Origin of the sequence: Maribacter ulvicola (assembly GCF_900155985.1) — a bacterium.
In the GTDB taxonomy this organism is placed as follows: Bacteria; Bacteroidota; Bacteroidia; order Flavobacteriales; family Flavobacteriaceae; genus Maribacter; species Maribacter ulvicola.
This window is the reverse complement of the sequence record NZ_FTMA01000010.1, coordinates 1-22,169: the sequence shown is the minus strand read 5'-3', so window position 1 is coordinate 22,169 and position 22,169 is coordinate 1. Positions and strand designations below refer to the sequence as shown.

Here is a 22,169-nt window from a genome sequence, read left to right as displayed (position 1 = left end):
AGTCGAATAAATAAAACGAACGTTAAAATTATAAAGATTAACAAAATGAAAAAGAATGTAATAATAGCATTCATCACATTATTGTCATTTAGTTGTGATGATTATTTAGATGTTGTACCTGATAACGTGGCTACGTTAGAACACGCTTTTCAAGACAGAACAACCACCTTGAGATACTTGGCTACGTGTTATAGTTATATACCCAGTTATCAAGATATTGTAAATAACCCTGCACAGAGTGGTAGTGATGAGTTTTATATAGATCCAAATCCATTTTATGGATCAGAATATGGTAGACGCGGTATTTTAATGCGCAAAGGACTTCAAACGGCCGATAATCCATATTTTGATCAGTGGAATACGATGTACGATGGTATTAGAGTATGTAATACCTTTTTAGAAGAAGTGCCAAACGTTAGTGCCGATCTGTCGGTTAACGAAAGAGAGCAATGGATCGCCGAAGTTAAATTTTTAAAGGTGCTCTATCATTTTCAGTTAATGAAGCTTTATGGTGCAGTACCTGTTATTCGAGAAAATTTACCGGTAGATGTAGATATAGAAGAAACAAGACTTAGTCGCGAACCGTATGACTTATCTATTGAGTATTTAACAGGAATATTAGATGAGGCAATTGAAGTTTTACCAGAACAAATTGTGAATATTAGTACAGATGCCGGTCATATAACAAAAGTGGTTGCAGCTACCTTAAAGGCTGAAATGTTAATTACAGCTGCTAGTCCTCTATATAATGGTAATAGTGACCTAGTTGGGTTGGCCAATAATGATGGAACTTCTTTATATAGTGATAGTTTTGATCAAAATAAGTGGACTATTGCTGCTGAGGCAAGTAAAGAAGCGCTTGATTTTGCTTTAGCTGCCGGACACTCTTTTTATCAAGTGGTAGAGTATCCTGACATATCAGAGGAAACACGCGTGGTATTAAATAGAAAGCAATGTGTGATGGAACGATGGAATTCTGAAATTATATTTGCTACCAATAGATATAGTGGAGGTAATGTAAGACGAGTAACCCCATATTTTTCTCAGGCCCAACAAACATGGGCTCCTTATAACCCATATATAGCTCCTACTTTAGCCAGTACCAAATTTTTCTATTCCAATAACGGAGTGCCAATAGATGAAGATAAAACCTATCCGTATGAACAAAGGTATGATGTAGTTCAAGTTCCAGAATCAGAAAAATACTATGCACAACCAAATTATGAAACCATGCAATTGAATATTTTACGTGAGCCGCGTTACTATTCTAATTTAGCGTTTGATGGATCACGTTGGTTTGGTAATGGTAGGTTTAAGGATGTTGATCAAGGTGCAAGCCCAAGTGAAGAGAGTTATGTATTTAATATGAAAGCAGGAGAAGAGCAAGGAAAAAATGGTTCACTTCGTTTTTCGCCCACAGGTTTATATTGTCGTAAACTAGTTCATGTCAACTCTGCCTATTTAAATTCTGGTAGTAACGTAACGGTTACCGGTACCTTTTCAATTTATCGCTTAGCAGAACTCTATTTGTTCTATGCAGAGGCATTGAACGAGAGCTTGGATGCTCCTAATACTGAAGTATATAATGCAATTGATGCAGTAAGACAAGTAGCAGGTTTACAAGGTGTAGTAGAAAGCTGGACCATGTTTAGCAAATTTCCTGATAAAGTGGGGAGCAAGGAAGGTATGCGTGAAATCATTCAGCATGAAAGAACCGCTGAACTAGCCTTTGAAGGTAAACGGTATTTTGATATCAGAAGATGGAAGATAGCAGATAATGCCATGACAAAACCAATTGAAGGTTTTAATGTTATTGGTGAAGAAACAAGCACCTTTAATCAGATTATACAGATCGATCAACAGCAATTCTTTAGTCGAGATTACTTTTTGCCTATTTCGACACAGAATTTACGTATCAACAAAAATTTAGTTCAGAATCCATTGTGGTAAAAAAATGAAAAGATGAAAAAAATAATTTTTTATTCCATTATCAGCATGTCTTTAGGTATAATGTCATGCGAAGAAGATGATAACCGAGGGCAATTTCCAATAGACAGTACACCTACTGGGATAGTTACCGATATAAAAGTGCAAAATGAAAAAGGGTATAGTGTTCTAACGTACACTAAACCAACAGATGAGGACCTACTCTATGTAGAAGCTGAATATATTAATTCATTAGGCAATGAAGTAGTAGTAAGGGCATCGGCTTTTACAAATACAATGAAGCTAAATGGATTTTTAAATTCAAAAAAGGTTCCTGTTAAAGTATATGCGATAGATAAAAGCTTTAATTATTCTGAAGTTACCAAGGTTGAAATAGAGCCGCTAGACAACCCCATGTTCGATATTTTAGAATCTATGACCTATAATGCCATATTTGGAGGTATAGGTTTGTCATGGCAAAACGCAACGGAGGAAGACATCATTGTTGAGTTTTTGACGTTCAATTCTGAAAGTGCAACGTATGAGAATTTTAAGAGTATTTACTCTACAGCTTCTGATATAGATGTTAAAATACGTGGGTTAGAAGCAATAAGTAGTGAATATGGTGCGGTAATACGAGATGAATTCGGACAACGTACAGATACGTTGAAATTTAATGCTACGCCTTTATTTGAAGAACAAATTGAGTCTGATAATTTTAGGGAACTTCCGCATAATCCTGATTTTAATGCGGTATCATATAATGACGGTTTTGGTGTATTGTGGAATGGTTCAACAGGAAAAGAAAGTTACAGTATTTTCGGTAGCGGAATAGATAAAGTCTATTTTACAATGAACTTGGGCGAGGAAATTAAACTAAGTCGTTTTAAAATGTGGTCTAGAAATGATTTTATCTATGGGCATAGTCATCCACGACGCATTGTGCTTTTAGGGACTAATGATCAAGCCATAGCTAATAACCCAACAAGTGAAGATGGTTGGGAAACTATAGGAGAGTGGTATGATGAAAAGCCCTCGGGCAATTCTGCAGAGATAGCACCAACTGAAGAAGATATCGCATATTTTAATGCAGGAATGGATTTTGAGGTAGATATCAATGCTAGTTCCTATCAATATTTAAGATTTGTAACATTAGAAAGTTGGGGAAAAACAGATCGTATGTGGTTGGCAGAATTGAGATTTTGGGGACAACGTATTAATTAAAAGACAGTTAAAATGAATAGATTAAATTATATATATAGTATAGCGGTTGTGTTATTGATAGTGATGTCATCATGTAATCAAGATATGAATCAATTTCATGAAGAATGGTTGAAAGATGGTGAAATCAATTATGTTGGTAAAGTAGATTCTCTAATAGCCTTAGGTGGTGATGAACGAATTGAGTTTCATTATTATTTAAGTGATCGGCGTGCAAAGTTCTTAACTGTTAATTGGTTAGAGTTAGGGGTTGACCGTGAGGTTAGAGTGCCTATTGAAAAACAAGAGAGTGAAGAAAAATTTAGCTTCATTATTGGAGAGAATGAAAGTATTCTAGAAAATGATTACACCTTCACACTAGTAACCGACGATGATAACGGAACAAAATCTATTCCGTTTAAAACTATTGGTAAGGTCTATGGTGAAAATTATCGTAAATCTTTAAATAATAGATTGGTAACAGGTTTTGAGGTAACCGATGAAGGAATTAATCTAGAATTCAGTTCAGCTTTAAACGAAGATGATCAGGGTATAGAATTAACCTATAATAATGGATCAGAGAATTTTGTATTAACTTTTGGCGCAGATGAATTAGTGGAAAAAATCTTTCTGAGCAATCCAGATTTCAGTACACCAATTTCCTATTCAACAATTTACCGTCCAAATAATAGTATAGACACATTTAAGGCAGAAGAGATTGTTCCTGCAATAGAGAAATTAGAAAATGTAGCTTTAAACAAGCCTGTAATAGCTAGTAGTAGTCTAAATGATACTTATGTTGCGGAGAAGGCAGTGGATGGTATCATTGGTGTGAACGAATCTCGTTGGATCAATGCCCGTGAAGTAGGTAGCCATTGGATCGAGATAGACTTGGAAGGTGAAGTTGATATTAATAGGGTCAGAGTACATGACGATTCGCCAATTTCCAATTTTGTTTTAGAATACGAAATAGATGGAGAATGGAATGTTCTAGAAGAGGTTACCGGTAATAATCAAAAAGTATTTACGGGTGACTATACGGGCATTAATGCCACTAAAATTCGTTATGTATTTGAAACATTTGATGCAGACCCTAACGAAATCATTAGGATGTTTGAATTAGAAGTATTTGTCATGGTTAAACTTCAATAATGTATGAATGTAAAGCAAACAAATATCTTAATGAGATATCATAGTAGAGATAATAGTAGCTTTAAAAAGTAGCTGTTAATTAATTATGTTTTTAGATCAATGCCTCGTGGGCTTGCCTCCGAGGCTATTTACTTACGAAAATAATAGTATCTCACTTTATTTTCGTAAGTATTTTTATTTTTGCTATTAAGTTATTTAACTTCCTATTGGAAAAAAATAAGATGGCTTCTAACTATTGATACCGTTCTTAATTTTGACAAAAGCATTTATCATAGGTATGGAGTATTCAAAGGGAATTATAGGACATATGTTTTATGGCAGATACCCGTAAAATAGAACAACTTATAAAAAGTTCATATATACGACCCTCACAAGAACTCAAAATGTATTCGTCATAATTTCACCTACGATCTTAATTTACCAAAACGCTTTAACCAGTTAAAAAAGAGCTGTGATAGAAATAGTAAGGACCTTGTCATTGCGGACCTTTTTTAAGAACTAATGCCCTAATGCATGTATCTAAAATAACATAAGCTAAATTCTGTAATAGAATTATCATTATTTAAACAGGTATAGACTTGGTTTTTTAACTATAGATTACGTTGATTATCAAGGTGTAGTGATACAAAAGATATAACAGTAAGATAAGTCACAAACAATTTTCTGAAACAAACTAATATAATAGTCTATGTTTTTGTCGTAAGTTCATTGTTGATATTTTGTCAATATTTTGCATTTGTAATTACCATATGTATATTTATCACTTAATATTTAATTAACATTTCTACTTTTGATGTTAGGTCGCTATGGTTTTATAATATTTTTCGTTATTGCTTCCTGCTCTTCGCCAGAAAGAGTGGATATTGTTTATGATAATTTTGAAGATGGTACATTTCAGAATTGGAACCGACTAGGTGTTGCTTTCAACAAGCCTTTTCATGTAGATTCATTAAGAAAAAAGGTAGAAAATGTGCAGGGGCATTATTATGCGTTTTCAAACTTTGAAGGGGCAGGTTTAAGTGCTAACCAGGGCAAATTGGTGTCTAAACCGTTTATCATTCATAGAAAATACATTCATTTTTGGATAGCTGGTGGTAATCATGAAACAAGAGAATGCGTTAATTTGACGGTTAATAACAAGGTGGTGAAAGCCGCTACTGGAACGAATGATTATACCCTTAGAAAAATTACATGGGATGTTTCAGATTTAGAAGGTCAAGAGGCAGTAATTGAAGTTGTAGATGCAATTGTTTCTGATTTTGAATACAACTCGCTCCCAAATATATTAGTTGATAATTTTGTGTTCAGTGATTATGGATATCCCATGATGGAAATTTTTGAAGATTTCGAAAGTGGAACTTATAATGGTTGGGAAGTAGAAGGTGACGCTTTTGTAACACCGCGAAATCGAACAAATGTGTATTATCCAATAACCCCTAATGGATTCAATGGGGATTATTTTGCTTTTTCCTTTGGAGAAACACATGATAGTAAGAAAGGGAAATTAACATCACAATCTTTCATAATAAAATATGATGCGATCAAATTTTTGGTAGGCGGTGGCGAGCATAAAGGACTTACCAGTATCAATCTAATAGTAAATGATAGCATAGTATTCTCTCAAGTCGGTAATAATGACGGTGAAATGAGAAATTATGAATGGGATGTAACACCTTTTAAAGGACAAAAAGCTAAAATTGAGATTGTTGATAACTACTCAGGTGGATGGGGTCATATCATGGTAGACGATATTATATTCTTTAATAAGCCGGTAAATTTTAATATTTGGAAATTCTTGGTTTTCATTCTTATTATTGTAGTAGTTTCTTATTTATTGGCCAAAAAGTTACGCTTTACCAAACGGAATTTAGGTGTTGTAAATGCTGAAGAAATTGAAAGAATAGAAAATATAAAGAAGATACTCAAGACCTCTGAAATTTATAAGGAGTTTAATCCAGATTTTAAAGAAATCGTTAAGAGTACGGGCGAAGACGAGGAAACTATAAATTTTCTATTCGAAAAAGCGGACAATACCACATTGACTACCTACCTTAATTATTTACGTGTAGAAGAGTTTAAAAGGCTTTTAAAGGATCCGGGTAATGATGCTTATACGATGATGCATTTAGCCGAGAAAAGCGGTTTCAATTCAAAAACTTCATTTTATAGGGTATTTAAATCCATAACGGATCAAACACCTTCACAATATAAAAAGGGTCTTAATTAGTACTTTTGGTTACAGCTACCCCTTAATTTTAATAATTTTAAACCTCAGCTTATTTAAATCTTTTGATAAGCGATACCATACTTTGTATTCTAAAATTTTACGCGATAATAGAGATTTAAATGCTTCTACGCTTGCATCTAAATTTAAATAAAATTTTCAATTCAATGCTTTGCTGTCTTGTCTCCATGTTATGTACTATGCTAGTCTAAGGTATGTATGGTATTAGGAAAATGTAGATACAAAGACGTTGTTTTTCATTAGTGTTTGGTCAAAATATGAATAATCTTTTTTTCAGTTTTTAGTCATCATTATATGCAATCCTATTTACCGGATAGATCTACTAATGAACTCAATTAAAAAGTTTCAAAAAGAATGTAGAAGTGAATAAAATAGCTTTAAAGTTTAACCAACTATTTGCAGTAATTAGTAGTAATTTAAACTAGAGGACAAGTGTTTTGATGATTTGTTTTTTTTAACATTTAAGATGATATAATGATTAAAAAAGTAGATAAATATCATTAATATCTTAAATTTTAAGAAGTAATAGTTTATTTGTTGTCATTTTTTAACTGGCTTGTTTTCAGTGATTGGGACGTCCCATGTTCTGCTTTGGGACATATTGTGGTGCTTAAACGTGCTAAAATTATTATCTCAGAACTACTTTAGAAAAATCAAATTTATTGAAAGTTGTGTTGAGGAGAAGATCCTTTATTCTAGAGATGAATTTGTATTTGACCATGAGGGCAATTTTATAAATATAGCGCCCGGTCAATCGAACAAAAAAACTACTGGCCAGTAGCTAAATGATGTTTTAACCAAACTTAAACTATTATTATGAATCAAATAAGCAAGAATAGACTTCAAGTTCTAAAGCTGTTGGCAAAATTGCGTTATGTAAGTAAAGTTCAACTTAGTCTGTTGTGTATAGGATTATATGTTAATGTCGCCAATGCTCATGATAACGGGTTAGAGAGTTCTATTATTTATGGCTCTAACCTAACTTCATTAGATAGTATTGATGGTGCCAAAATGCCTCAGCAGGTTATTAATGGTGTTGTTAAAGATGAGCAGGGAATGCCTTTGGCAGGAGCCAATATTGTAGAGAAAGGAACCAGCAATGGTACCCAAACAGATTTCGATGGAAATTTTAGTATAAACGTAAGTAATGCCGATGCTATTTTGGTGGTGTCATATATAGGTTTTAATGCCAAAGAATTTTCAGTTGAAAATAAAGCAAGTTTTAATATAGTATTAGAAGAGAATGCTGCTGGTCTTGACGAGGTGGTCGTGGTTGGTTATGCTAGTAAAACTAAAGGGGAATTGACTGGTTCTGTTTTTAAATTGGAAAACGAGCAATTGGCATCACGTCCTCAGACAAATGTTTTTGAATCATTGCAAGGTGCTATACCAGGGCTCCAAATTGTAAATGGTGGCGGAGGAAAAGTCGGTACAGATGTGCCTTTCATTAGACTAAGGGGAATTAGTTCTACTACAGGTGATGGTGCAGGTATTTTGGTCGTGATAGATGGTATTGTACAGCCAGAAAACGATGGTGGTGCTTTAAATCAAATAAACCCAGACGATATAGAGAATATTACGGTACTTAAAGATGCACAGGCGGCAATTTATGGAGCTAGGGCAGCTGGTGGTGTATTATTAGTTACTACAAAAAGAGGTACATCAAGTAAACCTGTTATTGAATATTCTTCAAATGTCTCGGTCAATGTAGTGGGTGATCATCCTAATAGAGTAAATCTAGGACAGCATTTTGATATGCATCTTGAGGCTCATGCTAATGACGGTATACAAAATCACTTTTATTCTTATATAACTCCGTATTTAGAAGGAATTAAAAATGGTACTGCTCCGGCAATAATTCCCGGACCGTTTACAGATACTCCTTATATGAGTACGAACTCAACAGATTGGGTAGGGTATATGTACCAAACGGCAATTATGACCAAGCATCAATTAAATGTCTCTGGTAAATCAGAAAACTCAAATTACTATGCATCTATCGGTTATCTTGATCAGCCAGGCAATTTTAGATTTGGCGAAAATACGAATAAACGGTATTTCTCAAGGGTTAAGTATAGTTTTGATATCACGGACAAGTTGAGTATGTCCACTAATTTGGCTTTTGAAAGACAAAATATAATATTGCCATTAGGTTATGACAGCGCGGTAGCCAATTCTTTTTCGGTCTGGCCAAGTCATTTAGTCAGTACGCCAAATGGAAACTATGCAAATTTTGGAGGTTTTCAAAGTCCTATTGCACATGCAGAAGCTTTAGGCGATGACAATAGTGAATTCTATAGGCAAAATTTGCAAGCTGCAATTGACTGGAAACCAGTTTCTGGCTTAACCGTACATGGTGATATCTCTACGAATGTGGATAGTAATAAAAAGTTTTATCAGCGAAATATTGTTCAGTTGTATGATTGGGATGATGAACCTAGGCAAAAAATAAGTACTGTAAATAGTGCAGGAGCAAGTCATGCTCAAACAGAACATGATGTGGTTAACTTAACGGCCAATTATTCCGGTAGTTTTGGTGATCACTCTGTAACAGGGTTATTAGGTGGTGCACATGAAGAATTAAGATATGAGGCTTTTAGTGTAGCTAGAAAAAATTTGATTACCGAAGAACTACCATCGTTTGCTCAGGGACGTGATGAAGACGGTCTTCCAACAGAGGTAAAAAATGGCTGGGTCATTAATTCCTATTTTGCTTCGTTGGGCTATAATTATAAAAGAAAGTACTTATTGGAGGGTAACTTTAGAAGAGATGGATCTTCTCGTTTTGCTGCAGATTATAGATGGGGTAATTTTTGGGGAGTTTCTGGAGCTTGGGTACTATCCGAAGAAAATTTTATCTCTTCAAAAGACAGTTTCATCAGTAACCTAAAATTAAGATTGTCTAACGGAAGCTTGGGTAATCAGAATAATGTAGGTCTTTTTGATTTTCTACCAAGAGTCGCTCTTGATGGCGTTTATTTATTTGGAAATCCAGATGAACCGGTAAGAACTAATTCTGCATTTATAAATTCATTGTCTAGTCCTGCAACCACATGGGAAACAGTTAAGATAAGCAACGTTGGTCTAGATTTTTCGCTATTTGATTATCGCTTGAACGGAACATTTGATTACTTCATAAAAGATATCAGTGATTTGCTAATAACAGAAGAGTTTCCAAGTGTAATCGGTATTTCAACACCCTTGGTTAATGGGGGGTCTTTAAAGGTAAAAGGTTGGGAGCTGGCATTGAATTGGAATGGTAGCATTGGTGATGATTTCAAATATCGGGTTTCAGGAACGTTAAGTGATGATAGTAATGAAATTACCAATTTGGATAATAAAATACCGGCAGATGGCGTAAATACATTTGTTGAAGGATATAATACCAATAGTGCATTCGGCTTATTATACGATGGAATTATTGAAAATCAAGAGGACTTAGATCAATATATAGCCTTAGAAGGTACACCCAACAATCTTAGAATTGGTGATGCCAAGTTTAAAGATTTAGATGGTGATGGGGAAATTGAGCCAGGTAAATTATATACAGGGACCAATGATGCAGAATCTGGTGATATGTCTTTGATCGGTGATACAGAGCAGCATTTGGCTTATTCATTTACCTTGGGTCTAAATTATAAAGGTTTTGATTTTTCTACCTTTTTTCAAGGTATTGGAAAATGGAACATTATAGATTCGGATAAACCAACAAATTCAGCATGGTGGGCACCATCATGGGCGCATTTATACGGTAAAACATGGACACCGGAAAATACAGATGCCTTGCATCCTAGGTTAACCACAAATGGAACAATTGATGGGAATAACTATAGAAATTCAAATGCTCCTTATAAATGGATAAACAATAAGTATTTAAGGTTGAAAAACGTTCAAATTGGATACACATTCCCTAATGTCACAACAGAAAAGATTGGTATGGAAAATCTTAGAATATATTTCAGTGGTTCTAATCTTTTGACCTTTAGCAATCTTGAAGGAAATCAAGATCCAGAATATCCAATAGCTAGGGGGGTAGTAACACCTCTTTATAAATCGTATTCCCTAGGACTTAATATTTCGTTATAACCAAACAATATTTAAAATGAAATCAAAAATTATAATTTTTAAGACATTGCTACTTATCGGTCTTGCATTAAGTTCGTCTTGTGAACAAGATTTAGGAGATAATTTTGCACAGACAGAATTAACGGAAGCTACATTTTTTAAAACTTCAAACGATTTTAAATTATATTCTAATAATTATTACGGGTCATTGCCTGCCCACGGTCTTTGGGGTAGAGAGGACTGGAGTGATTTAACAACCAGTGTTAATGGTAATGTAATTAGTAGGGGAGAGCATGTTACGGGTTTTAATAGTGGTGTTTGGGACAACTCATATGCCTTAATTCGTAGTACTTCTACCTTAATAGAGAAAATAGAGGAAGCAGATTCTGAATTAAGAAGTAGTATAGGACAATATAAAGGTGAATCTCATTTCTTTAGGGGTATGGCTTATTTTAACTTATTAAGGCAATTTGGTGGGGTTCCTTTAATTGATCACACGTTGAGTATAGATTCTCAAGAGCTTAATGCCCCTAGAAATAGTAGGGAAGAAATAGTTGCTTTTATTATTTCAGAATTAAAGTTAGCTACTGATCATTTACTTTTAAAAGATGAATTGGGAGGAGATGATAATGGAAGGGTAACAAAAGGTGCTGCATTTGCTTTTTTAAGTCGTGTTGCTCTTTTTGAGGGAACTTGGCAAAAATACCATGGTGGTAGTGATTCTCAACGTTTACTTCAAGAAGCTATTACGGCGTCGGAACAAGTAATGAACGATACGTATGAATTGTTCGATAGACGAGATGTTCTTGGTGATGATAATTATAAGTATTTGTTTACATTGGATAAGAAGCAGGCTAACCCGGCAAATTTAACCAAATCAGACAATAATGAGTTTATCTTATCTGCAAGAAGAGATCTAGATGAAAAACCTCATAATTCTAGACCTGATCCGGTTAATGGCTTAAACCCAACAAAAAAACTGGTAGATATGTTTTTATGTACAGATGGTTTGCCAGTAGAATCTTCACCTTTATTTAAAGGAAAATCTAAGATAGATTCAGAATATGAGAATAGAGATTCTAGAATGTTGATGTCTGTGCCTTTAACGGTGTATTATAATTCCCAACAAGCAGCATGGACCCGTAATTGGTCAGATTTGAATGACCCTACACGTGGTACACTTAATTTGGTGGAAATACCCGGTAGAACTGCAACGGGGTATATAACATTAAAATTTATGCTAGAAAATGAACAACCAAATGGTAGCGATTATCCTGTAATTAGATTGGCAGAAGTATTGCTAAATTTTGCAGAGGCAACGTATGAACTCAATGGTTCTATTTCAGACGGAGATTTAGATAAGTCAGTAAACCAACTTCGCGAGCGTGTGGGGCTGCCAAGTTTAACCAACGCTTTTGTAGCTGAGAATGGTCTAAATATGCTTAATGAGATACGAAGAGAAAGAGCTGTGGAGCTTTTTGCAGAAGGTTTTAGGTATGACGATTTAAGAAGGTGGAAAACCGCAGAAACAGAATTACCTAAACCAATGCTAGGTATAAAATATGGAGGTACGGAATGGGAAACTCATGAAAATTGGGCCTCTTTAACCCCAAATTTAGATGCTGAAGGTTTTATAATAGTCGATCCGGCCTCTAACCGAAGGTTTGATCCTAAAAAACATTACCTGTTTCCTTTACCTCTTAGGCAATTACAACTGAATGACGAACTTGAGCAGAACCCTGGATGGTAGCGGTAATATAAAGTAATTCTGGCAGAAGTTAAGTGTTTAAATTTCTGCTAGAATTTGTTAATAGATTGGTTGCCATAGCACTAAATAGTTATTGTTGATACTAAAGCTAATTAAATATAAATGAATATGATTTTGAAAAAAGTGTTTAAAAAAATGAGTGTTTTACAAGTTATAGATATGGTGAACAGCTCAATTATGAAGGGTGATAGGGTATTTGCCAATTTGAGAATTAGTTTACCCATACTCGTTTTTTTGGGTACTATCAATCTATGTGCTCAATCTAAGGTTGAGACCATCTCATTGTTTGATGGTGTATCTATGGATGGTTGGAAGGTTCTTAAAGACAGCAATTCTAAATACTGGAAAGTTCTAGATAGCACTTTAGTTGGTGGCGATAATAAAGTTAAGATTCATGAAAACACCTATTTATATACGGTAGATGAATACGAAGATTTTGAATTTAGCGGTCTATTTAAGATTACTGGAGATCACAAAACAGGGTTGATCAATAGTGGAATTCAATATAGATCTAGCATTAAAGATGGTCATATCATAGGATATCAAGCAGATATAGGCAAAGGATATTGGGGAGATATCTATGATGAACATCGCAGAGGTAAATTAGTAAGTGGAGACTTAAAAACATTAAAAAATATTTTAAACGAGAATGGCTGGAACAGCTATTTGGTTAGGTGTATTGGTAATACGCATGAACTGTATATTAACGGTGTTAAAACAGCTTATTACAAGGAGAACGACGCTAACATTCCATCTAAGGGAGTTATTGGTATTCAGTTACATAGCGGTGGTAAGGCAAAAGTAGAGTTTAAACATTTAACCGTTACCCCGCTCTAATTAAAAAAGTGTTTTTAAATAAATTCAAATATATGAAAGTAAAAAGACTACTATATTTAGGTGTACTCACTATGGCCCTAATTTTTGTAGGTTGTAAAGAGAAGAAAGGTTCAACGGTAACAACCAATGATAGTGAGGAAGAGATAGATTATAATCATAAGACACATTCTTCTAGAACCAAAATATTATCACCTCAAGAAGAACTTGCCGGTTTTACAGTGCCTGAGGGTTTTATTGTAGAACTGGTGGCTAGTGAAGAAAATGGAGTAGTGAATCCTATTCATATAGCGTTTGATGATGCTGGAAAATTATGGACCCAAACTGCAGAAATGTATCCAATGGATCCGGTTTCTGACATCGCTTGGCATGAATTATTGAATCTGATGAATAACCCAGAAGAGCAAGAAAAGAATCCAAACTTTAAACGAGTATTAGACTTATATAGGGGAAAGACAAAAGGAAAAGATAAAATATTAGTGCTATCGGGCTTGTATGGTGATGATGAAATAAAAAGCAATGTCTGGGCAGATGGTTTGGCAATTCCCCAAAGTATTCTTCCTTATAAAAATGGAAGTTATGTAGCGCAAGGTTCAGAGCTCTTTTTTTTAGAAGATACCGACAATGATGGTAAAGCCGATAAGCGTACGCCGCTTTTAACAGGTTTTGGATTTACCGATACGCACACTATGACCCACACATTGGTTAGAGGACCAGGTGATTGGGTTCATTTTAGCCATGGTGCATTGAACAAAGGACTGGTGAAATCTCATTTTAGCGATGCCACCATGCGAATGGATTATAGTAAAATTGGTCGTTTTTCTTTAGATGCAAAGAAAATGGAAAACGTAACGGCGGGCCTACAAAATATTTGGGGCTTCAAGTTAAGGGGAAATGGACAGTGGTATGGTACAGAAGCTAATGATCTGGGTTATTCTGTTGTGCCTATGGAAGTAGGCACAGGATATCCAGGTATAGGAAATGATCGTTTAAGACCCTATCAGCCGTTTATGCCAGAACTTCATAAGTTCCGTGTAGGTGGAACAGGTATTTCAGGATTGGCATTTTCCGATGATGTTGGTGAAGGCTTCCCAGAGGTATGGAAAGACGTTGCGTTTTTGGCCAATCCTATTACAAGTGCCATAAATGCAGTTAAAATAAAACGAAATAAAGACGGTAGTGTTTCTGCAGAGCATTTACCTGATTTTTTAACCTCTAAGGATGATTGGTTTAGACCGGTGAATATGGAGTTTGGACCAGATGGTGCTCTTTATATTGTAGATTGGTACAATAAAATAGTATCTCATAATGAGTTGCCTACCACGCATCCTGACAGGGATAAATCTCATGGTAGAATTTTTAGAATACGTCATAAATCACAAAAACTTAAAAAAGTAACTAACTTTTATGAGGTAAAGACAAAAGACTTGGTAACGCATTTGAAAGAACCTACGATATGGGCAAAACGAGCTGCATGGCATCAAATTAGCGATCGTCCAAAATCAGAAACTGTGGCTTTGGCAGATGAGTTAACTACATTGGTTCTTGATAAAAAGCAAGATGAAATAACCCGTATTTTGGCTATATGGTCTTTAGAAGGCATTGGGCATTATGATAAAAATACCTTTAATACACTTTTATCTGATTCGTCTGACGAAATTAGAAGAGAAACCATTAGGTCTTTACAATCATTCAATATTACAATTAAAGAATTAGCGTCAATACTGACCAAGATTGCGGCAGATGAAAATGCCATGATCCGTTCACAAGTGTTACGTACTTTAGAAGCTGTTGGTAAAGCTAACCAAGCATCTATCTCCATATTGGTAAACGCTTGTAAACCTCCGTTACCTGGTAATGAAATGGGAGGAGCGTATGAACGAAATTTTGAACGGTATTTGGCACGTAAAGCACTGGAAAGATATCCTGAAGCACTATCTAAATTTATAGCATCCAGCGATTCACAAAAGTTTGATACCTCTAATTTGATCTGGGCCAGTCAGGCACTTCCTGAGAAAGAAAGGGAAGACGTCTTTGTTAGCCTATGGAAACAAACGGATAACAAAACTTTTGATGAACCAACATTTATCATAGCCGCTGGCATGCTAGATAATCCAAAGGTTAGAGAAGCTGTTCTTCCTCAGCTTAAAGATGTTAAAAAGGCAGATTACCATGTTTCAATGACACTGAAGAATGTATCACAAGTACAATCTAATGAGTTAACGTCCGCCTTGGTGGAACCTATAAAAAGTTTACTGCAAAGTGGAGATAAAACTAAGGAACACTTGGGCTTAGATGCCGTAGGTAAGCTCAATGTTTCATCTCTTAGAAAGCTAGTTTTACCATTTATTAATGATGATTCTTCTTCAGAAACTATCAGTCTGGTTCTAAGAGCCTTGTCAAAAGAGCCTAAGAAGAATATTTCCGCTTTTCAAAAAATAGCTCAAATAAATACTTTGGATCTTAATCTAAGAGCAGGAGCAATACAGAACATAGCTAAGGCAGAGCCAGACTTGGCAGTAGAAAGATTGGTGGTTTGGTTACCAAAATTAGATGATACTGAAAAGGAGAAGGTAATTTCAGTGCTATCGCATAATAAAGAAGGTAGTCATGTTCTCAAAGAGCTTCTAGTTCAAAATAAACTTACTTCAAATGAATTTACCATTTCTAGTGCAGAAAAGGTATTCCAAGCCAATAAAGAAGATAGCGTTGGTAAGCAATTGTTTGACGAGGTCAAGAGGAGGGTTGAAGAGGAGAAAAAAGAATTTACAGATAAACTGAACCGGTTTATGGCAATTGCAGAGAAGGGTTCAGGAGATCCACAAAAAGGAGAACAGTTATTTCAAGTATGCCTTATGTGCCATAGTGTAGGTGATAAAGGATTTGATTATGCACCGGCCTTGGACGGCTCATCATTAAGAGAGAATGAAGCGTTGTTGACCGCCATTTTAAATCCAGATGCGGCTGTAGAGAGCAGCTATGCAATTTATAGGGTTACCAAAAAAGATGGTAATAGTTTAGAAGGTTTTTTAGTGAAACAAAATGATCGTGGTACAACTTTAGGTTTTATGGGCGGCAGTAATCAATTCATACAGGCCAGTGAAATTGAATCACAAGGGTTTTTGGGCGGTAGATCTTTTATGCCTAAAGGTCTTATAGATAACTATACAGATAATCAAATTGCAGATTTACTGGCATTCATAAAAACACTGAAATAATGAGTTCAGCTAAATTGACCTCTTTCTGTTTTATAAAAGCTTTATGGGTAATGATGGCGTGTTGTTATGTAAACGCCATAAAAGCCCAAATCGTTAATAAACCTCCTACAAACGTCTCATTTAAAAAGGTTGTTTTGTTAGAAAAATATATCTCAGAAGGGGCGTCAATTGCTGATATGGATAATGATGGGCAAGTAGACGTCGTAGCGGGGAATTTATGGTGGAAGGGACCAGATTTTAAAGAAGTATATGCCTATGGACCAGTAAGATATTTCCCTATATCGGGTCCTGGTATAGAGGGTTATTCCACTAATTTTTTTACGTTTCCAATGCATATCGATAAAAATCGTTGGGTAGACATTCTTCAAATTGGGCTTCCGGGCACAGACAGTAAATGGGTCAAAGATCCTGGTAAAAACTTAAGTTCAATGACTAATCTTACAACCGAACCGGAATTTAAGAATGCTGTAAAAAACGTCTGTCATGAATCACCGGTTTTAGCCAATGTAATAGGAGACAAGAAGAAAGAATTATTGGCTTTTAGCCAAGGCAGGCTAATACTTGGAATGCCATCGAAAAAACCAAATAAAGATTGGGATATACTAGCTATTTCTGAAGAAGACAAAGCTCGTTTTCCAGTGTACTCCCATGGGCTAGGTATTGGGGACATCAACGGGGACGGCTTAAACGATGTAGTTGAAAAAAGTGGTTGGTGGGAACAGCCTTTAGATTGGAACGGTAAAACCACATGGCGTTATCATCCTTATTCGTTTTCAATAGAAAAAGGAGGCGCTCAGATCTTGGTTTTCGATGTAGATGGAGATGGTGATAATGATGTTGTGACAGCTATAGATGCTCATGGATATGGTCTTTCATGGTTTCAACAGGTTGTTTCTGATGGTAAAATTGGTTTTAAAGAGCATAAGGTGATGACCAGTAGTGTTTTAGATAACCCATATGCGGTGTCATTTAGCCAATTGCATTCATTAGCAAAAGTTGATATTGACAACGATGGTATTTTAGATATCGTTACGGGTAAATGTTATTACGCACATAATGGTAGGGATCCAGGTTCAGCAGAGCCACCGGTGCTTTATTGGTTTAAAACACATAGATTTTTAGATGGTACTACAGAGCTTATACCCTATAGAATTGATGATAACTCAGGAGTAGGAAGACAAATTTCTGTTGGAGATTTAAATGGAGATGGTAAAAATGATATTGTAACAGCAAATAAGAAAGGTGTCTTTGCTTTTCTTCAAGAATAAAGAATAATTCATTAACAAAATATATAATTATGATCCGACATTTTGGAATGTTTAAGTTTAAGGAAGGAATAAGTGATAAACAAATAGAAGAATGTTTTACAGTTATGAAACAGATGGTGGGTAAAATACCAGGTTTGTTAGATATGGAACATGGTCCTTATGAAAGCGCAGAAGGTTTAAACGATGGTTTTACACACGGATTTATCATGACCTTTGATAGTGCGGAATCTCGTGATGCCTATTTGCCGCACCCTATACATGAGCAGGTTAAGGAACTCGTTATACCTCAATTAGAGCGCGTTGTGGTTTTCGATTTTAATGTGTAATTAATTAAACTTATATGCAAACTGCACATAAAAGTATTGTTATGTTAGGGTGTTTTGATACTAAAGGAGAAGATTTTGCTTACCTCCTAAACTCTTTAAAAGCACATGAAGAACACATAATTACCGTAAATACGGGAATAATGGAAACGGAGGTTGATTTTCCTATTGATGTTGACCAGAACACTGTAGCTATAGCTTCGGGCCATTCGTTAGATAGTATCAGAGGAGCTAATGATCGTGGACGGGCAGTAGAATTAATGGGAAAAGGAGCTGCTGTCATTTTAGCAGATTTAATTTCAAAAAATCAGGTTAAGGCCGTTATAGGCATGGGAGGAGGAGGAGGTACCTATATCGTTTTAGAAGCTATGCAGACGGTGCCTTTGGGAATTCCAAAGTTTTGTTTAAGTACGGTAGTAGCTAAGGAATTATCTAGGCAGATAGGGGTAAAAGATATCACTCTAATGTCATCGGTAGTTGATATTGCTGGTATAAATAGCATTAGTAGGCTTTTGATCAAGCAAGCGGCAGCGGCTATATCTGCGATGGCGGAAACAAAAGTGGACCTAGCCGAATCAGCTGAAAAAACCATTGCTATAAGTATGTTTGGCAATACAACCAAATGTGTAGATAAATGCACAGAATTATTAAAAGAAAAGGGTTTTGAAGTGATGGCTTTTCACGCAACCGGAGTTGGAGGTGCTAGCATGGAAGCCTTGATTCGTGAAAATGTTTTTGATGCTGTTTTGGACATTACCACAACAGAACTCGCCGATGAACTGTGTGGTGGTATTTTGAGCGCTGGACCAGATAGGCTAACTGCAGCATCGCAGACAGGAGTACCCCAAATAGTTGCACCAGGATGTTTAGATATGGTAAATTTTGCGCAAATGGAAACAGTTCCAGAAAAGTATCGTTCAAGACAGCTGTATAGTTGGGCGCCAGATGTAACATTGATGCGAACCAACGCAGATGAAAACAAAATTTTGGGAAAACAATTGGTAGATAAATTAAAGAATTCAACTGCAGCGGTTGAAATAGTAATACCAAACTTAGGGATATCACAGCTAGATAGTGCTAAAGATATTTTTCATAATCCAGAAGTAAATGCTGCTTTGTTTGATTCCATTGAGCAACATGCTAATGAGCATGTAAATATAAAGAAGGTAGATGCTCATATCAACGATGAAAAATTTGCGGTCCTACTAGTAGAGCGCTTATTAAGAATAATATAATAATTAAGGATTTACAATATTAAATAATTAAAAAAAGAATTTATGCCAAATAAATGGACGGGAAAAGGAAACCCATATACACGTGAAGAAATTAGAGAGCGATTACAAAAAACCTTGTTGCAGAAAAAAGCAATTATTGGAGCAGGAGCTGGAACCGGAATAAGTGCAAAATTTATAGAAAAAGGTGGAGCCGATTTTTTAATTGTCTACAATTCTGGTCGTTTTAGAATGGCCGGGCATGGATCAACAGCTGGGTTAATGGCATACGGTGATGCAAATGCGGTAGCTATGGAAATTGGAGAATTTGAAGTATTACCTGTAGTTGAGGAGATTCCGGTATTCTGTGGTGTTCATGGGTCTGACCCTCGTAGAAGAATGTGGCATTTTTTACAAAAAGTAAAAGATATGGGGTTTTCTGGCATAAACAATTTTCCAACGCACTCTATTGTTGACGGCAGCTTTAGAGATATTCTTGAAGAGACCGGAATGGGATTTCATAAAGAAGTGGAAATGGTACGTTTAGCCTCTAAAATGGATCTTTTTTCATGTGTATATGTGGCTACGCCTGAAGAGGCTGTTCAAATGGCAAAAGTTGGGGCAGATGCAATTATAGCGCATGTGGGTACCACTGTTGGCGGGTCCATTGGCGTTGTTGGTGCCACTGTAGATATGGATTTTGCTATAAAAAGAACTCAAGAAATAATTGATGCCGGTAAAACGGTCAATAAAGATATTATTTTCTTAGCCCATGGCGGACCAATCAATACCCCTGAGGATGTTAAGGTGATTTTAGAAAAAACTGATGTCCATGGCTTTGTTGGGGCTTCATCATTAGAACGAATGGCAGTCGAATCGTCATTGACCGAGTTAACAAAGAAATTTAAGTCTTTAGAACTATAGCCCATACAATACTCTTAAAGACACTTTAGAGATTAATTTAAAAAATAAATAATATAATGAAGCATTTCCCCAATGATGATAAGTCAAGAAAAAGAATACTTTTTTTAGGCTGTTTTATGGCATTATTAACCACGGCCGTTGGTTTTATTACCCGGGTATTTCTTGTAGATACTTGGAGCGAGGCCTTTGGTCTTAACCCTGCACAAGCAGGAAAATTAATGGGTATTGGTATCTGGCCATTTTTTGTAGCCATAATATTTTTTAGTCTATTAATAGATAAGATTGGTTATAAGGTGGCAATGATATTTGCTTTTATAGGACATTTGACTTGGGGTGTTTTGGGCTATTTTGCATACCAATACTTACAACTTGGGGATCTTGATATGGCTTACAACCTTCTGTATTGGGGTAGTTTGGTTTTTGCTCTTGGAAATGGAACTGTTGAAGCCTTTATAAATCCGGTAGTAGCTACAATGTACAACAAAAACAAGACCAAGTGGCTAAATATATTGCATGCCGCATGGCCGGCAGGATTGGTATTTGCGGGTATTATTGTAATTGCTATGGGTAATGTTGAATGGTGGATAAAAATTGCAATTACAGTGGTTCCGGCATTTATGTATTATGCATTGCTTATTAGGCAAAAATTTCCTCCTAACGAACGTGTGGCCGCAGGCGTTAGCTATAAGGAAATGTTGCAGGAATTTGGTGTTGGGGGAGCTTCTTTAGTGTCTTTTTTGGTTGTGTTGCAGTTGAATGATTTTTTTGATCCGGGACCAGAAGACCATGTAATGAAATATGCATTTATTGGAATAGGAGTAATAATGGTCTCATCTTTTGGATGGTATGTAAAAACTTTGGGACGGCCTATATTATTATTTTTATGTTTTATAATAATGCCTTTGGCTACGACTGAACTGGGAACAGATTCTTGGATTCAGTCCATCATGCACGACATTTCGCGTAGTAAAGGATTTGATGCGGGTTGGGTACTAATATACACTTCGGCTATTATGCTTGTATTACGGCTATCTGCAGGTTCAATTTTAAGTAAAATATCACCTTTGGTTTTATTGATTGTTAGTTGTGTACTGGCCATTGGTGGCTTGTATTTTCTATCCATATCTACGGGGTGGTTCATTTTTGCGGCTGCAACATTGTATGGATTAGGTAAAACCTTTTTCTGGCCGACTACTTTGGGCTTGGTTGCGGAACAGACCCCAAAAGGGGGAGCACTTACCTTAAACGCGGTAAGTGGTATTGGTATGCTAACCGTTGGTATGTTGGGTGCACCAATTATTGGGGCGTTCCAATCAAATGCTCAAATAGAACAAATAAAGGATTCTCATGAATTGGTGCAGATGGTTCCGCAGAGTTATTTGTATAACGGAAAAATAGAATTGCCGTTGAAAGACGAAAAAATCTATTCTATTATAGATTTTCAAACACTGGATACCAATAAAATTAATGATGCTTTTGAAGTTTTGGAGAATTCTGAAGAGGTAAACGCACTAGTTGAAGATTTAAAAAACAAAGGAACACAAAGAGCCTTGGCAAAAGTCATTATATTCCCGGTAATTATGCTAGTGTGTTATTTGATTTTAGTAATCTACTTTAGAACAAAAGGCGGGTATAAACCTATTGTCCTAAAATAAATACCTTGTAAGTACTACTAAATTAAATCACCTATATAAGCTGATTTTGAGATTGTATTTTTCACTAACCTTATGTTATTACTTATAAAAAGACTTCTTTAGTTAGAGGTCTTTTTTTCGAGAACCATTTTTAAGTAAATATACTGATATTAAATGTCGATGTTTTTAATGTTATCATAGTATTTTACCAGGAGAAAAATGGCGATTAATGAACAAAATATTTGAATTATGAGCAAAGCTAAACTTGCCATTAATAATAGCTACCCGTCTGTTACCGATTTACGAAATAAAGCGAAAAAGAAAATACCAAAATTTGCTTTTGAATATTTGGACGGTGGGTGCAATGAAGATGTCAACCTTATTAAAAATACGTCCGAAAT

The 22,169-nt window shown here is 35.6% G+C and carries 13 protein-coding genes and 1 pseudogene; all 14 read left to right on the top strand.

Going from position 1 to position 22,169, the window contains the following annotated elements; translation table 11 throughout:
* Nucleotides 1-45 precede the first annotated feature (45 nt).
* Nucleotides 46-1,950: a RagB/SusD family nutrient uptake outer membrane protein gene (locus tag BW936_RS17635; protein ID WP_076550829.1), complete on the top strand. Its 1,905-nt coding sequence runs from the start codon at nucleotides 46-48 to the stop codon at nucleotides 1,948-1,950.
* A gap of 12 nt (nucleotides 1,951-1,962) precedes the next feature.
* Nucleotides 1,963-3,150, top strand: a complete 1,188-nt coding sequence (locus tag BW936_RS17630) for a DUF4959 domain-containing protein (protein ID WP_076550827.1) — start codon at nucleotides 1,963-1,965, stop codon at nucleotides 3,148-3,150.
* 12 nt (nucleotides 3,151-3,162) lie between these two features.
* The gene (locus BW936_RS17625) at nucleotides 3,163-4,278 is read left to right on the top strand and encodes a DUF4998 domain-containing protein (protein WP_084182130.1); all 1,116 of its coding nucleotides are present in this window, start codon (nucleotides 3,163-3,165) and stop codon (nucleotides 4,276-4,278) included.
* Between the two features lie 793 nt (nucleotides 4,279-5,071).
* Nucleotides 5,072-6,505, top strand: coding sequence for a helix-turn-helix domain-containing protein (locus tag BW936_RS17620; protein WP_076550824.1), 1,434 nt, complete (start codon nucleotides 5,072-5,074; stop codon nucleotides 6,503-6,505).
* 834 nt (nucleotides 6,506-7,339) lie between these two features.
* The gene (locus BW936_RS17615; protein WP_076550822.1) at nucleotides 7,340-10,609 is read left to right on the top strand and encodes a SusC/RagA family TonB-linked outer membrane protein; all 3,270 of its coding nucleotides are present in this window, start codon (nucleotides 7,340-7,342) and stop codon (nucleotides 10,607-10,609) included.
* 16 nt (nucleotides 10,610-10,625) lie between these two features.
* On the top strand, nucleotides 10,626-12,338 hold the full coding sequence (locus tag BW936_RS17610) for a RagB/SusD family nutrient uptake outer membrane protein (protein WP_076550821.1): 1,713 nt from the start codon (nucleotides 10,626-10,628) through the stop codon (nucleotides 12,336-12,338).
* A 126-nt stretch (nucleotides 12,339-12,464) separates the two neighbouring features.
* Nucleotides 12,465-13,193, top strand: coding sequence for a 3-keto-disaccharide hydrolase (locus BW936_RS17605; RefSeq protein WP_208611139.1), 729 nt, complete (start codon nucleotides 12,465-12,467; stop codon nucleotides 13,191-13,193).
* Nucleotides 13,194-13,225: 32 nt separating this feature from the next.
* Nucleotides 13,226-16,408, top strand: a complete 3,183-nt coding sequence (locus BW936_RS17600; RefSeq protein WP_076550819.1) for a PVC-type heme-binding CxxCH protein — start codon at nucleotides 13,226-13,228, stop codon at nucleotides 16,406-16,408.
* Nucleotides 16,408-17,676, top strand: coding sequence for an FG-GAP repeat domain-containing protein (locus BW936_RS17595; protein WP_084182129.1), 1,269 nt, complete (start codon nucleotides 16,408-16,410; stop codon nucleotides 17,674-17,676). The genes BW936_RS17600 and BW936_RS17595 overlap by 1 nt, the downstream gene beginning before the upstream one ends.
* Before the next feature lie 29 nt (nucleotides 17,677-17,705).
* Nucleotides 17,706-18,002 carry a Dabb family protein gene (locus BW936_RS17590; protein WP_076550817.1) on the top strand — a complete coding sequence of 99 codons (297 nt, stop codon included), beginning with the start codon at nucleotides 17,706-17,708 and terminating at the stop codon, nucleotides 18,000-18,002.
* A 14-nt stretch (nucleotides 18,003-18,016) separates the two neighbouring features.
* Nucleotides 18,017-19,234: a Tm-1-like ATP-binding domain-containing protein gene (locus BW936_RS17585; RefSeq protein ID WP_076550816.1), complete on the top strand. Its 1,218-nt coding sequence runs from the start codon at nucleotides 18,017-18,019 to the stop codon at nucleotides 19,232-19,234.
* A gap of 42 nt (nucleotides 19,235-19,276) precedes the next feature.
* On the top strand, nucleotides 19,277-20,134 hold the full coding sequence (locus BW936_RS17580; RefSeq protein ID WP_076550815.1) for a phosphoenolpyruvate hydrolase family protein: 858 nt from the start codon (nucleotides 19,277-19,279) through the stop codon (nucleotides 20,132-20,134).
* A gap of 56 nt (nucleotides 20,135-20,190) precedes the next feature.
* A complete protein-coding gene (locus tag BW936_RS17575) occupies nucleotides 20,191-21,789 on the top strand; it encodes an MFS transporter (RefSeq protein WP_084182128.1) in 1,599 nt (532 codons plus the stop codon).
* Nucleotides 21,790-22,017: 228 nt separating this feature from the next.
* A pseudogene (locus BW936_RS19995) lies at nucleotides 22,018-22,169 on the top strand (alpha-hydroxy-acid oxidizing protein); the annotation flags it as partial.

Coding starts and splice junctions, on each gene's coding strand:
- BW936_RS17635 (WP_076550829.1), top strand. CDS start 46: ATGAAAAAGAATGTAATAATAGCATTCATCACATTATTGTCATTTAGT.
- BW936_RS17630 (WP_076550827.1), top strand. CDS start 1,963: ATGAAAAAAATAATTTTTTATTCCATTATCAGCATGTCTTTAGGTATA.
- BW936_RS17625 (WP_084182130.1), top strand. CDS start 3,163: ATGAATAGATTAAATTATATATATAGTATAGCGGTTGTGTTATTGATA.
- BW936_RS17620 (WP_076550824.1), top strand. CDS start 5,072: ATGTTAGGTCGCTATGGTTTTATAATATTTTTCGTTATTGCTTCCTGC.
- BW936_RS17615 (WP_076550822.1), top strand. CDS start 7,340: ATGAATCAAATAAGCAAGAATAGACTTCAAGTTCTAAAGCTGTTGGCA.
- BW936_RS17610 (WP_076550821.1), top strand. CDS start 10,626: ATGAAATCAAAAATTATAATTTTTAAGACATTGCTACTTATCGGTCTT.
- BW936_RS17605 (WP_208611139.1), top strand. CDS start 12,465: ATGATTTTGAAAAAAGTGTTTAAAAAAATGAGTGTTTTACAAGTTATA.
- BW936_RS17600 (WP_076550819.1), top strand. CDS start 13,226: ATGAAAGTAAAAAGACTACTATATTTAGGTGTACTCACTATGGCCCTA.
- BW936_RS17595 (WP_084182129.1), top strand. CDS start 16,408: ATGAGTTCAGCTAAATTGACCTCTTTCTGTTTTATAAAAGCTTTATGG.
- BW936_RS17590 (WP_076550817.1), top strand. CDS start 17,706: ATGATCCGACATTTTGGAATGTTTAAGTTTAAGGAAGGAATAAGTGAT.
- BW936_RS17585 (WP_076550816.1), top strand. CDS start 18,017: ATGCAAACTGCACATAAAAGTATTGTTATGTTAGGGTGTTTTGATACT.
- BW936_RS17580 (WP_076550815.1), top strand. CDS start 19,277: ATGCCAAATAAATGGACGGGAAAAGGAAACCCATATACACGTGAAGAA.
- BW936_RS17575 (WP_084182128.1), top strand. CDS start 20,191: ATGAAGCATTTCCCCAATGATGATAAGTCAAGAAAAAGAATACTTTTT.